At 63.5% G+C, this 12478-nt stretch carries 13 protein-coding genes and 1 tRNA gene; 10 read left to right on the forward strand and 4 right to left on the reverse strand.

The genetic code is table 11. The features are described 5' to 3' along the window. Positions 1 to 61: 61 nt before the first annotated feature. A complete protein-coding gene (dapB, locus tag BFE01S_RS13025) occupies positions 62 to 865 on the reverse strand; it encodes a 4-hydroxy-tetrahydrodipicolinate reductase (RefSeq protein ID WP_028225886.1) in 804 nt (267 codons plus the stop codon). A gap of 225 nt (positions 866 to 1090) precedes the next feature. Here dapB and BFE01S_RS13030 point away from each other — a divergent pair, with 225 nt between their 5' ends. From BFE01S_RS13030 to BFE01S_RS38485, 8 genes are all read left to right on the forward strand, one after another. Then, on the forward strand, positions 1091 to 2254 hold the full coding sequence (locus tag BFE01S_RS13030) for an NAD(P)/FAD-dependent oxidoreductase (protein ID WP_028225887.1): 1164 nt from the start codon (positions 1091 to 1093) through the stop codon (positions 2252 to 2254). Between the two features lie 71 nt (positions 2255 to 2325). Then, positions 2326 to 2586, forward strand: coding sequence for a 2Fe-2S iron-sulfur cluster-binding protein (locus BFE01S_RS38480; RefSeq protein WP_042337606.1), 261 nt, complete (start codon positions 2326 to 2328; stop codon positions 2584 to 2586). Continuing rightward, the gene (locus BFE01S_RS13040) at positions 2583 to 3890 is read left to right on the forward strand and encodes a (2Fe-2S)-binding protein (RefSeq protein WP_028225888.1); all 1308 of its coding nucleotides are present in this window, start codon (positions 2583 to 2585) and stop codon (positions 3888 to 3890) included. The genes BFE01S_RS38480 and BFE01S_RS13040 overlap by 4 nt, the downstream gene beginning before the upstream one ends. Before the next feature lie 19 nt (positions 3891 to 3909). After that, entirely contained in the window at positions 3910 to 5280 is a 1371-nt protein-coding gene (locus BFE01S_RS13045; RefSeq protein ID WP_042337607.1) for an aldehyde dehydrogenase family protein, read from the forward strand. 92 nt (positions 5281 to 5372) lie between these two features. Further along, the gene (dapA, locus tag BFE01S_RS13050) at positions 5373 to 6278 is read left to right on the forward strand and encodes a 4-hydroxy-tetrahydrodipicolinate synthase (RefSeq protein WP_028225890.1); all 906 of its coding nucleotides are present in this window, start codon (positions 5373 to 5375) and stop codon (positions 6276 to 6278) included. Between the two features lie 26 nt (positions 6279 to 6304). Continuing rightward, complete coding sequence (locus BFE01S_RS13055) at positions 6305 to 7033, forward strand: aspartate/glutamate racemase family protein (RefSeq protein ID WP_028225891.1); 729 nt, start codon at positions 6305 to 6307, stop codon at positions 7031 to 7033. A 7-nt stretch (positions 7034 to 7040) separates the two neighbouring features. Further along, entirely contained in the window at positions 7041 to 7862 is an 822-nt protein-coding gene (locus BFE01S_RS13060; RefSeq protein WP_042337608.1) for an amino acid ABC transporter ATP-binding protein, read from the forward strand. A 78-nt stretch (positions 7863 to 7940) separates the two neighbouring features. Beyond that, entirely contained in the window at positions 7941 to 8879 is a 939-nt protein-coding gene (locus BFE01S_RS38485; RefSeq protein WP_042337643.1) for a LysR family transcriptional regulator, read from the forward strand. Here the strand turns inward: BFE01S_RS38485 and BFE01S_RS44250 are convergent. Then, entirely contained in the window at positions 8857 to 9153 is a 297-nt protein-coding gene (locus BFE01S_RS44250) for a hypothetical protein (protein ID WP_156966999.1), read from the reverse strand. The two genes, BFE01S_RS38485 and BFE01S_RS44250, sit on opposite strands and share 23 nt — an antisense overlap. A 37-nt stretch (positions 9154 to 9190) precedes the next feature. Here BFE01S_RS44250 and BFE01S_RS42980 point away from each other — a divergent pair, with 37 nt between their 5' ends. Next, positions 9191 to 9736, forward strand: a complete 546-nt coding sequence (locus BFE01S_RS42980) for a cache domain-containing protein (RefSeq protein ID WP_084169798.1) — start codon at positions 9191 to 9193, stop codon at positions 9734 to 9736. Between the two features lie 140 nt (positions 9737 to 9876). Then, the gene (locus BFE01S_RS42985) at positions 9877 to 10836 is read left to right on the forward strand and encodes a methyl-accepting chemotaxis protein (protein WP_245621100.1); all 960 of its coding nucleotides are present in this window, start codon (positions 9877 to 9879) and stop codon (positions 10834 to 10836) included. Positions 10837 to 11454: 618 nt separating this feature from the next. Here BFE01S_RS42985 and BFE01S_RS13075 read toward each other — a convergent pair. Together BFE01S_RS13075 and ybgF are read right to left on the reverse strand one after the other, a co-directional pair. Continuing rightward, positions 11455 to 11530 (reverse strand) — tRNA-Lys (locus BFE01S_RS13075). A 189-nt stretch (positions 11531 to 11719) separates the two neighbouring features. Next, positions 11720 to 12469 carry a tol-pal system protein YbgF gene (gene ybgF / locus BFE01S_RS13080; RefSeq protein ID WP_028225893.1) on the reverse strand — a complete coding sequence of 250 codons (750 nt, stop codon included), beginning with the start codon at positions 12467 to 12469 and terminating at the stop codon, positions 11720 to 11722. Positions 12470 to 12478 lie beyond the last annotated feature (9 nt).

The raw sequence follows: 12478 nt of genomic DNA on the forward strand, positions 1-12478 counted from the left end.
GCAGTATCGGCACTTCGGTTGCGAATATGCGTGCGGTATTGCGCTGGTGGATCCGCGGCCGTTAAGCACTTACAGCGATATCGGCCACGCTATATAGCCCTGCTTTCCGGTTGCGAAGAAAGCGGGCAGCCTGAAGGCTTCCGTACGCATAGACCGCGCGATCGTCGCAGATGTGGCGGATCTCGATGCGTTCGAGATCACCGATCAACAGCGCGGTGTGCTCGCTGACGAGATTCCCTCCCCGCACCGAAGCGATGCCGACCGTCCCCTGCTTGCGCGGACCAGCCTGCGCATCGCGCCCGTACACGACGATGTCGCCCCGGGGATAGCCCCGCGCGGCGGCGACCACTTCGCTGAACCACAACGCGCTGCCGGATGGCGCATCGACCTTGCCGCGGTTATGCGATTCGACGATCTCGACGTCGTAATCGCGAAGCAACGCAGCGGCCATTTCCAGCATGCGCGCCATCACGAAAACGGTCGGACTGAGATTGGCAGCATGTACGATGGGGATGTGTGCCGAGGCCGCCTGGATTTTCGCCAGCGTTTCGGCATCCTGCCCGGTTGTTCCGATCACCATCGCAGTGCCGTGACGCAAGCACGGTTCGAGATAGTGGCACGTCGCGTCGGGAGTGGAAAAGTCGATGAGACAGTCGATCTTGTCGAGCGCTCGCTCAATGTCGTCGTCGATCTCCACATCGGTTTCCCAGTTCAGAAACGCCGTCGCGGATGTGCCCATGGCACGCGTGCCCTGTCGTGACAGCGCAGCACCGAATTCGAGGTCCGGTGCGTCCTGTAATGCGCGGATCACCATTTTCCCCATACGTCCGGTCGCCCCGGCTACTCCAATTCGCCACATTTCCATTCGCTATTCCTGGTACAGGGTACCGTTGTCTATGTGATGCATCTCGATGCCGCCTACGCTTGTTGAGACAGTGCAGTTGTATAAACGATGCCGATCGAGAGTAGCACGCGCCTTGTTGCGGCTAGATATAAAAAAGTCGTCAATGTTCCGCGTTTCATTTATATCGAGGAATGTTTTACGTCCAGATAAGCTGCACTTATTCCAATTTTGTGTGTTTCACAGAGCATGACGAATCGTTCTGGTTCAGGCAACGAGGTGGTGATCGTAGGCGCAGGTATCGTAGGCGCGGCCGCTGCTTACTATCTCGCGGACGCCGGATTCGGCGTCACGGTGATCGATGCAGAAACACCGGCCGCGGGCGCGTCCGGCGCATCGGATGGTGCGGTGTCGGTGGCAAGCAAGAAGCCGGGAGCGATGATGACGATTGCTCGCGCGGCGCGAAACCTGTACGGAACCCTCGAACGTGAGGGCGTCCTGGCGGGCCTCTTCCATACGCGCCCAACTTTCATGTTCGCGCGCACCGCAGAAGAAATGGCGCTGCTCGCGCTGCATGGTGAGGATCTCGCGAGCACCGGCGAAACGGTGTGCCGCCTCGACCGCGCGGAATTAGTCGCGCACGTGCCGGGGCTTGGCCGCTGCGTCGTTGCCGGTATTGCCGTTCCGGGGGACGGACATGCGATCGGTTACCAGATCGTCAACCGGATGTTGCGTCTTTCTCATGCGCGCGTGGTTCGCCATGCGCCGGTGCGGCGCGTGCGTGTCGAAGACGGCCATGCGGTCGGCGTCGAGACGACGGCCGGCTTTTTCGGCGCCGATGCGGTGCTGATTGCGGCGGGATCGGGTTCGGCGGCGCTTGCCGGATTCGGCGACATTCTGCGCCCGCGCAAAGGCCAGATCATCATTACCGATCGCGCGATGGACAACGTCCCGGCGCTCCAAGGCCCGCTGATGTCGGCCGCGTATCTCGCGGCAAAGCGTTCGTCCAGCAGCGTGCGCAATCCCGTCAGCCTCGTGATCGATCCTCTGCGTACGGGGCAATTTCTGATCGGCGGCACGCGTGAAGACGGTATCGGCGATCACGAAACCACGGTGCGCCACGTTTCTGCGATTCTCGGTGAGGCACTTGACGTGTATCCGGCGCTGCGCCGGCAACGCGTGATCCGGACGTTTTCCGGAATACGGACAGCCACAAAGGACGGCTTGCCGATCGTCGGCGCGCATCCATCCGTGAGCGGTCTGTCGATTGCGACGGGCTTCGAGGGAGACGGCATCTGTCTGGGACCGCTGATGGGCCGCGTTGCCACGGATATCGTGCTCGGCCGGACGCCTTCGATCGATATCGGGCCGCTTTCTCCGGCGCGGTTCGGCGAGTCGGCGCCTCTTCACTGAGCGGGGCGCATCCCGGATAGAGCGTGCATAGGGATGCACCCTTGGAACATGAAGCAAACGGATTATAAAGGATGACTGAATTTATCTGGAAAGGTGAACCCGTGACGTTTCTCGAAGGAGAGACGATCGCGTCGGCGCTCAGGCGCGCCGGGCACGAGTGCCTCGGCCGCTCGGCGAATGGTCAATCCGCCCGTTATTTTTGCGGCATCGGCCAGTGCCAGGGCTGCCTTGTCTCGACCGGCGACGGCGCACCTGTGGAAGCGTGTATCACGCGTGCGATGCCGCAAAGGATCGTGGAGCCTGCCTTCGAATCCATGATGGAGCGCACATGAACGGACCGGACGTTCTGGTGGTCGGCGGTGGACCTGCCGGCGTGGCTGCCGCAATCGAACTCGCGAAGCAGAACCTGTCCGTGCTTATGGTCGAGCAGCGCAGCACGCCTGGCGGAGCCATTCATCGCGCACGTCACGACGGCGGCCCGGGCGCGGCACCCGCGGGGCGTCGCCACAAGCGGAACTGGTCGCGGCTCCTCGCGGCGCTCGACACACACGCCGCGAAGATCGACGTGCTGACCGAAACGGTGTTCGCAGGGATCGACGGCGAAGGGCAATGTCTGCTCGACGTTCACGCGCAGCGACGCGTCCGTACGGTGCGTCCGGCCGCGATCATCTTCGCCGTTGGCGCCACCGAAGAGATCCTGCCGCGTTCCGGCTGGGAGTTGCCTGGCGTGGTGACGGCCGGCGGTCTGCAGGTGCAGATCAAGGAAATCGGCGTGCCGACCACGGGACGCATCGTCATCGTCGGGACCGGCCCGCTGCCGCTTGCACTGGCAAGCCAGCTCGCCGCGCTCGGCAATCCGCCGGTCGCGCTGATCGAAAGTGCGAACCCGCGCAGGAATGCGATCGCGAGTCCGCTCGCCGCGCTGAAGCTTCTAGCGCGCCTGCCGCTGCTCGCCGAGGGGGCCGGTTATCTGTGCCGGCTCGCCCGGCACAGGGTCCCGCGCCTGCGCGGCTACACCGTGACGCAGATCGTCCGCTCCGGCAACGGGATGCGCGTGACGGCGGTACGCGACGACACCCCTGCCGTCGAGTTCGACGCCGACCTCGTCGTGCTGCACGACGGACTGAGGCCGAACGACCGTGCGTTGCCGCAAGGCAGCCTGCACGGCATCAGGATCGCCCGCGCGGGGGACTGCCGGGAGATTCTCGGCGCAGACGCGGCGATCGGTGACGGGCGTATCGCCGCTCGCCGCATTGCCGCCGAGCTGCGCGGGAAAACGGCGCTCGCGGCCGAACCGGGTTGGCGACGGCGCGCCCGCATGTTCCAGTCGGCGCTCGCCTGCCTCTATCGTACGGAGCCGCCGCCGATCACGCCGGACACGATCGTCTGCCGTTGCGAAGGCGTGACCTACGCGCAACTGATCGACGACGGCAGTACGACTTCAGCGCGGGAGATGCGGTTGCTCTCGCGCGTCGGGATGGGGCCGTGCCAAGGCCGCTTCTGCGCACGGGCCGCGAGCCGCGTGGCGCTGGAAGCGGGTTGCGACTTTCCTCCCCATGAAATAGACGGTGCGTCGCCGAGGTGGCCGATCAGGCCGGTCTCGGTGGAGGCCCTCGCATCCGCCAACGAGCTTTGAACACCTTGAGCCAATCATCATGAACATTTCCGGATTCGACATCAGCAATCCCTTCAACCAGGTGGTCGTCGGCAGACTGACCGCCGCGACACCCGAGGACATCGCCGACGCGGTCACGCGCGCGCGGCGCGCATGGAAGGCGTACCGCCATTCGACGCCAGCCGAACGCAAGGCACTGCTGTTCTCGCTCGCCGATCAGGTGAGCCGCCACGCGGATGAATTCGCGCGGACCATTTCCAGCGAAATGGGTAAGACCATTCGCGAGGCGCGCAACGAAGTCCGACGCGCGCAGAACACGCTGCGGCTTTCCGCCGAGGCAGGCACCGTGCTGCATGGCGAGGTGCTGGCGTGCGCGGTGGTGCCCGGCTCGCCAGACAAACAGGCGACGCTCACCTATGAGCCAGCCGGCGTCGTCGCGGCTATCACGCCGTTCAACTATCCGCTGAACCTGCTGTGTCACAAACTCGGCCCGGCACTGGCGGCCGGCAACGCTGTCATCGCGAAGCCCTCGCCCAAGGCGCCGCTTGCCGCGCAGATGCTCGGCGAGCTTGCACGCGAAGCGGGCTTGCCGGATGGGTTGTTCCAGGTGCTGCACGGCGGCGCGGACGTCGCGATGATGCTCGCGCGTAGCGACATCGACCTGCTGAGCTTCACGGGCGGTCCCACGGCGGGCCTCGCGCTGAAAAATGCGGCGGGGCTCGTGCGCTGTCTGATGGAGCTGGGCTGCAACGATCCGCTCGTCGTGATGCCGGATGCGGACCTCGAACGCGCGGCGGATACGGCGATCGGACATCGCTTCGAAATCGCGGGGCAAAGCTGCGCGGCGGTGAAGAAGCTGTATCTGCACAGCGCCATTCGTCCCGCCATGCTCGAACTGCTCGAATCGCGCGTGCTCGCCGTGCGCTTCGGAGACCCGTCGAATGTGGAGACCGACATGGGCACGCTGATCGACGAAGCGGCGGCGGCCGAGGTCGAGCGCCGCGTGCGCCGCGCGATTGACGACGGCGCGAAGTGCCTTGTCGGCGGAACGCGCAACGCGACGCTGTTCGCACCGACGCTGCTCGATACCGTATCCGCCGATACCGATCTCGTCCGCACGGAGACGTTCGGCCCGGTGATTGCCGTGCGTCCATTCGATTCAATCGACGAGGTGATCGGCGAGATCAACGACAGTCCGTACGGTCTGCAGGCGGGCGTCTTCACGAACGATCACGGGCTCGTGCGGCGCGTCGCTCGCGAACTGCGCGTGGGCGGCGTGATGATCAACGAAGGGCCTGACTTCCGCGCGGAAAACGTGCCGTTCGGCGGCGTGAAGTCGAGCGGTCTCGGGCGCGAAGGCGTTCACGTGACGCTGCGCGAAATGAGCGAATTGAAAGTCGTGATCGACTGATCTGTGCGAACAGGCAACATCGACCTGAGTGCGAGGCAGACGGCCCGCGCAAGCCATCAAGGCGGCTACGCCGCCACATCCGGAGTGAATGAATGGACAAGCCAGACTGGAAAGCGACGCTGAGCGGTGTGTTCACCGCGCTCGTCACCCCCTTCAAGCATGGTGAAGTAGACGTCGACGCGTTCGATCGTCACGTGCAGCGCCAACTCGACCTCGGTGTGCACGGGATCGTTCCCGTCGGCACGACCGGCGAAGCCGCCACGCTGACCGATGCGGAAACCGCAACCGTGATCCGTATCGCGGTCGAACGCGCACGCGGCCGCGCGTTCGTCCTCGCGGGCGCGGGGGCCAACGACACAGCCGTGGCGATCTCGAAGGCGCGGCGCGCCGTCGAGATCGGCGCGGACGGCTTGCTGGTCGTCACGCCTTACTACAACAAGCCCACGCAAGAGGGACTCTTCGAGCATTTCTCCGCTGTTGCATCGGCCGTGTCGAAGCCGGTCATCCTTTACAGCGTGCCTGGCCGCACCGGCGTCGAACTCGCGGCCGATACGGCGGCCCGGCTCGCGGCGGCACATTCGAACATCGTGGGCATCAAGGAGGCCGGCGGGCGCGTCGAGCGCGTGACCGAGCTGCGCCTCGCGTGCGGCAAATCGTTCGTCATACACTGCGGCGACGACGCGCTCGCTTTGCCGTTCTACGCGCTCGGCGCCGATGGCCTGACGAGCGTCGCATCGAACCTGATTCCGCACGAGTTGCTGGAAATGTACTCGGCGTGGCGCCAGGGAGACCTGACAGAGGCGCTGCGGCTGCACGACCGCGTGTTCGACCTCGTGAAGCATCTTTTCATCGAGAGCAATCCGGTTCCCGTCAAGGCGGCACTGGCGGCCTCCGGGCTCATGTCGCCCGACGTGCGCCTGCCGCTGGCCAGACTCGCCGCGAAGTCGGAGACGGCTTTGCTGCAATGTCTGGACCGTCACAGCGACATCGTCGGCTGACGCCCGCCGCGGCAAGGAGGCAGGCCATGTCTATCGCACCGTCACTGCGGCGTCCCGTCGTGCATGACCTTACGCTAGGCGTATTGATGCTCGATACGCGTTTCCCGCGCTTTCCGGGCGAGATCGGCAACGGCAGGACGTGGCCGGTGCCGTTGCAGTTCAAGGTCGTGCGTGGCGCGACGCCGGAGCGCGTCGTCGATCGCGCGGGCGAGGGGCTGCTCGAACCGTTCATCGAAGCGGCTCGAGAACTCGTCGATCTCGGCGTGCACGGCATTACGACGAGCTGCGGCTTTCTCGCGTTGTTCCAGCGCGAACTGAGCGAGGCGCTGCCGGTGCCGGTCGCGACGAGCGCATTATTGCAGACACCGCTCGTCGAAGCGATGCTGCCGCGCGGGCGCCGCGTGGGCATTCTCACGTTCAATGCCGATGCGCTGACCGCAAGGCATCTCGCCGCGGCCGGCGTCGATCCGTCGACGCCGATCGAAGGCATGCCAGCGGACAGCCTGTTTCGGCGCGTGTTCTCCGACTCGGGGCTCGACGACGCTCCCGACTTCGCGGTATTGAAAGCGGAAATGGTGCGGGCAGCCTGCCTGCTCGTGAAGCGTCGCCCCGAAGTCGGCGCGATTCTCTGCGAATGCACGAACATGCCGCCGTTCGCCGCCGCCGTCAATGCGGCGACGGGTTTGCCGGTCTTCGACGTCGTCACGCTGATCCGCTGGTTTGTGCTCGGGCTCCAGCCCCGCCGCCCCTTCTGATGTCTACATGGCCGACCGCCGCACGCGGCGAGGCCGAAGGAATCCAACTGTGTCTGAAACGATAATCGAAATCAGGAACCTGAAGAAGTCATTCGGGGATCATCACGTACTGCGGGACATTTCGCTGTCGCTCGGCAAAGGCAGCGTGACGACGCTGCTCGGTCCTTCGGGCTCGGGCAAATCGACGCTATTGCGCTGCATTAACCTGCTGACGATTCCCGACGCCGGCAGCGTGCGCGTCGGCGAACGCGAGATTGCGTTCGGCGCGGGCCAACTCCGCGTGCGTTCCTCGCAGTTGAGCGCGTTTCGCGCGACGACGGGAATGGTCTTCCAGCACTTCAACCTGTTCCCGCATATGAACGCCGTGGAAAACGTCATGGAGGGCCTCGTGACCGTGCGCAAGGAGCCGAAGGCCATCGCGCACGACAAGGCGATGGCACTGCTCGAACGCGTCGGGCTCGCCGATCGCGCGAGCCGCTATCCGGACAACCTGTCGGGCGGCCAGAAGCAACGGGTTGCGATCGCAAGGGCGCTCGCGATGGAACCCGCGGTCATGCTGCTCGACGAGGCGACTTCGGCGCTCGATCCGGAACTGGTGGGCGAGGTGCTGTCCGTGATCCGACAACTGGCCGAAGCGGGCATGACGATGGTGCTCGTCACGCACGAGATCGGATTTGCCCGCGAGGTTTCTGACGCGGTAGTATTCATGCGCGATGGCCTGGTGGTAGAAAAGGGAGCGCCGGGCGTCGTCATTGACAACCCTGTCGAGGCGGCCACGCGTTCGTTTCTCGCGCGCTTCTCCGCGGCATCGCGATCGCCGGGCGCGTGAGCGGCCGCAACGGACGCCACCGCATGGCATGCGGCTCCCATCCATATCCCATACTTGAGCGGATTGCGGAACGACGCGATGCGAGAAGTCAGCCTCACCCTTACCCAGACGTTTTTCCTCGTGGCGCGGGAGGGCTCCTATTCCGCCGCCGCGCGGACCCTGAATATTTCGTATCAGTCCGCGGCAAACCATATCCGGCGTCTGGAGCAGCTCGTCGGCGAACGCCTCGTGATCGCCGAGCGCGGCGCGAAGTCCATCCGGCTCACCGCGCGCGGCACCAGCCTGTTTCAACTGCTCGAACCGGAATTCGAGGTGATGCTCGAACGTCTGGGCAATCTGATCGACAAGGAACGCCCGATCATCCGCATCGGTATGCCGCAGGCGATTTTCTACTATCTGCTGCCGCCGGTGCTGAAGGCATTCTGCGAGTTGTATCCGGACGTCGAGATAATTGGCTACGAGCGCGACACCGTGCTCTCCGATCTGATTCGCGAGGGAAAGCTCGATGTCTGCATGAGCGAGCGTTATTTCGGTGACCCCGTTGTGCCGCAGCACGTCATTTGCAGTTACGAACCGGCGCTCGTCTTTCCGGCCGGATGGGAAGGCCCGTCGAGCGAGCAGGATATTCCGCGCTGGGCGCTCGACAGGCCGCTGGTGACTTACGAGCCCGGACAACTGCTGCGCAACGTCGCCATGGACCTGCTCGACGTGGCGGGCCGGCAGCCGCGCGTCGTCGTGTCGACATCCGGTAGTTCCAGTGTGAAACGCTGCGTCGAGGAAGGACTCGGCTTCGCGGTGATTCCGGGCTGGTGTGTCGACGGCGACGACATCGACCTCAAGTTCATGCGCCTGTCTTCCGTGCCGAAAATCCCCATCTATTTCGGCGAGGCGCTGTTTCTGCGTACCAATCCCTACGTGCGGACGTTGCAGAAGCTGTGCGCAGAAGCGATTCTCGACAAGATTTACGAACTCGCCTCGGGTACTTCGATTCGCTCTACGCACGATTCGCACGAATGAGTCGCGCCTTGGCGCCGAACATAAATTTCCGCATAAGCATTGGTGAGAAAAATATGTCGCGCGCCGATTCCTGTTCTTTTTTAAATGGAGCCCGGTGAATGTCGGCATTCGCGATGCGAATGCCCCTCGATGTCGCCGAAAACGATTCGGATTCCATGGGGACTTGAATGCTATCGACGATCCGCGCAAAAGTGCTCTTCATTGCCATTGCGACGGTCATGGCTGCGACCGCCGTCACGGCGGTCATTGCATACGGCGTTGCCAGCCGCTTCAACGACGCTTCGATGGCGCGTCACCTCGCGTAGCTTTTATTGAGCGATGCGAAGAATATCGAAGACTGGCTCGCATCGAAACAGACGCTCGTCGTATCGCTTCAGGCGACCGCGCTGTCCGCCGACCCGGTTCCCTATTTCCAGCTGATGACGAATTCCGGCGGGTTCCGCAACATCTACGCCGGCTACTCCGACAAGACGATCCGGCAGGCGCACGAAACCGGCGTGCACATCGATCCGACCGTGCGGCCATGGTATCGGGCCGCGTCCTTGGCGGGCAAGGCGATTGTGATGTCGCCGTACGAATCGTTCCCGAGCCATCAGATCGTCGTATCGTTCCCGACACCGCTTTACCGTGAAGGCCAGTTTCAGGGCGTGCTCTCCGCCGACGTTGCCATGACGTCCGTCGTCGACAACGTGCGATCCATTCACCCGACGCCTTCGAGCTACGCCGTACTGGTCGACGGCCAGAACCGGATCGTGGCGTACGAGAACCCGCAATTGATGCTCAAGGCCGCGACCGAACTCGATCCGGCGCTGGACCAGGAGCGGCTCGCTGCGCTGGTCCAGCGCCGCAGCCCTTGAGGGCGCGCATCGGTGGACGCGATGTGCTGGTCCTCGTACGGTCGATCGCCGGGACGGACTGGCAACTGGTGCTCGTGCTAGACGAACGCGAGGCGCGCAACGGCCTGACGAGCCTGCTCGGCGTTTCCGCATTGGCGGCGGTGGGCGTTTCGCTGCTCTCGGCGCTCATCGTGACATTGCTGCTCAAGGGACCATTCAGGCGATTTTCCGAGGTCGGTGATGCCTTGGAGCAGATCGGGCACGGCCAGGGCGATCTCACGCTGCGCCTGCCGATTGTCGGCGCGGACGAGGTCACGCGAATCGCGACGCTGTTCAACGACTTCGTCTCGCGAATCCAGACGATGTTATTGCGAGTCCGGCAGACGAGCACGGAGGTCAGTGAATCCTCCAGGAAAATCGCCGCCGGCAATCTCGATCTCTCCATGCGCACCGAACAGACCACGGGCGCATTGCAGGAAACATTCGCGTCGATCGAGGACATCAACCGTACGGTGGCCGCGCTCGCGGACGACGCACGGGCCGTGGACGAGCGCGTAGTGGAGGCGTCGGCCATGGCGGGCAAGGGCGGCGAAATCGCATCGAAGGCCGTATTGGTGATGGGCGAAATCGAGGCAGCGTCGGGACGGATCAACGATATCACGTCGGTCATTGACGGCATCGCGTTCCAGACGAATATCCTGGCGCTGAATGCCGCCGTCGAGGCCGCCCGCGCTGGAGAACACGGCCGCGGGTTCGCGGTGGTGGCCGCAAAGGTTCGCGTGCTCGCGGGACGGAGCGCGCAGGCGGCTAGGGAGATCAAGGCGTTGATCGAATCGACCCGGGATTGCGTTCGCGAAGGGTCGGTGTTCGTGCACGATGCAAGCAATTCGATGCTGGCAACGGCGAAACAGATTCTGGCGGTCGCGGTGTTGATCGAGGCGTTCAATCACGCGTCGAGCGACCAAGCCGGCCGTGTCGGCGACATCGCGGCCATGGTTCACCAGCTCGAGGACGCGACCCAGCGGAACACGGCGCTCGTCGAGGAATCCGCAGCCGCCACCGCGTCGCTGAACGACCAGGTGTCGGCGATGAACGGCGAACTCACGCATTTCGTTCTGTGATATCGAGATGGGGGGCACCTTGACGAACGGAACGGTGAACTGCGCGAGGACGGCCAATCATGGCAGTCCCGTATTGGTCATGACGACCTGCGGGATGCCGCTCGGACGTATTGGCTACCCAAGCGGTATTTCGCAAAATCGACACCGCGCGGAGCCGCCAGCGGTCGCCATGCGAGGTCATTTTTCTTCCAGCACGCAATGCGGGTTAGTTCTTGCTTCGGGTAGCGTTTGGTCGGGACGATCTCGCGGGCGTACCTGTCCAGTGCATCACCCAACGTGGTGCGCTCGGCTTCGGAACGATCAACAAAGATGTTGAGGGAAATTTCGGCCTCGACGCGCTGGGCCTAATCGCGAGCCTGCTGTTTGGTGTCAAACGTACGGTAGATCGGTTTGTGCCCGCGCTTGCGGACTTCGGCACGCCAGCAGGCGCCGCGTTGACTGATGTATGCCATCCAGATTCCCATGCGAGGTTGAGTTCGCTTGGTCTGAATTGTTCCGTTCCGGCAGATTTCCGGCAAAGGCCAGTTTTTGACGCCGAAGCATGTACGACAGACGAAAAAAAAGCACCACGATTTCTCGTAAGTGCTTGATTTTCCTGCCCGTGAAGGCAGATGTCTTTGGTAGGCCGTACGGGATTCGAACCTGTGACCAACGGATTAAAAGTCCGCTGCTCTACCAACTGAGCTAACGACCCAAAAGAAGCGGGATTATAGCCGCATGTCACAATCGGCGTCAACCCTAAGGTCTCGGCGGCAAAGGATAAAAGCAAAAGGTAAAACAAAGGCCCGGGATACGCCGTATCCCGGGCCTTCCTTTCACATGCGAGAGGCGCGCCTTGCGTCATGCAACCGCATGCGCGACGACGACTTGAATCCCGCGGCGCTTACTTGAGCTGTGACAGCTTGCTCTGCGCCGTCTGGGCGACATCCGAACTGCCGTACTGCGAAACGATCTGCTCAAGGGTGCGTTTGGCCGCGGCCTTCTGCCCCTGCTCGATCTGATTGTTCGCGATGGCGAGCAACGCTTCAGGCGCCCGCGGATGCTGCGGGTAGTTCTTCACCACGTTTTGCCACGTCGCGGTGGAACCCTTGTAGTCCTTCAGCGCATACAGCGCGTTGCCGAGCCAGTACTGCGCGGTCGGCTGATAAGGACTCTGCGGGAACTTCGCGATGAAGCTGCGGAACGAGGCGGCTGCGCCCTTGAAGTCGCCGTCGCGGAACTGCTGCGAAGCGGCGTTGAACGCGTCCGTCTCACCCGGCTGCACGGTGCCCTGCACGCCATCCACGGTTTGCTGTTGCGGCTCGAACTTCTTCAGACGCGTATCCAGATCCGTGTAGTAGTCCTTCTGTTGCTTCTGCAGGGTGGCCAGTTGATTCGCCATGTCCTCGTCCTGCCCGCGCAAGGTCGCGACCTGCTGGTTCAGCTGGTCGATCTTGTTGGACTGATCGAGGATCGTGCGTTGCGCAGCGGACAGCTGGGTATTGAGGCTGTCCGTCTTTGCCCGCAGGTCGAGAATCGCCTGGCGCGCCTGATCGTCGTCGAAGAGGCCTGCGTGGGCCGGCATCGAGACGAGCGCGATGCCGGCAAGGCAGGCTGCTGCGGCTACCCGCAGCGGGGAGAAACGGTGCGACATACGCCCCTT

The sequence above is a fragment of the Paraburkholderia ferrariae NBRC 106233 genome (assembly GCF_000685035.1).
GTDB lineage: Bacteria > Pseudomonadota > Gammaproteobacteria > Burkholderiales > Burkholderiaceae > Paraburkholderia > Paraburkholderia ferrariae.

Excerpts from the sequence above, each read along its gene's own strand:
- BFE01S_RS38485 (WP_042337643.1), top strand. The coding sequence starts at position 7,941 with ATGCGAGAAGTCAGCCTCACCCTTACCCAGACGTTTTTCCTCGTGGCG.
- dapA (WP_028225890.1), top strand. The coding sequence starts at position 5,373 with ATGGACAAGCCAGACTGGAAAGCGACGCTGAGCGGTGTGTTCACCGCG.
- BFE01S_RS13030 (WP_028225887.1), top strand. The coding sequence starts at position 1,091 with ATGACGAATCGTTCTGGTTCAGGCAACGAGGTGGTGATCGTAGGCGCA.
- BFE01S_RS38480 (WP_042337606.1), top strand. The coding sequence starts at position 2,326 with ATGACTGAATTTATCTGGAAAGGTGAACCCGTGACGTTTCTCGAAGGA.
- BFE01S_RS13045 (WP_042337607.1), top strand. The coding sequence starts at position 3,910 with ATGAACATTTCCGGATTCGACATCAGCAATCCCTTCAACCAGGTGGTC.
- BFE01S_RS13060 (WP_042337608.1), top strand. The coding sequence starts at position 7,041 with ATGGCCGACCGCCGCACGCGGCGAGGCCGAAGGAATCCAACTGTGTCT.
- BFE01S_RS13055 (WP_028225891.1), top strand. The coding sequence starts at position 6,305 with ATGTCTATCGCACCGTCACTGCGGCGTCCCGTCGTGCATGACCTTACG.
- BFE01S_RS13040 (WP_028225888.1), top strand. The coding sequence starts at position 2,583 with ATGAACGGACCGGACGTTCTGGTGGTCGGCGGTGGACCTGCCGGCGTG.
- dapB (WP_028225886.1), bottom strand. The coding sequence starts at position 865 with ATGGAAATGTGGCGAATTGGAGTAGCCGGGGCGACCGGACGTATGGGG.
- ybgF (WP_028225893.1), bottom strand. The coding sequence starts at position 12,469 with ATGTCGCACCGTTTCTCCCCGCTGCGGGTAGCCGCAGCAGCCTGCCTT.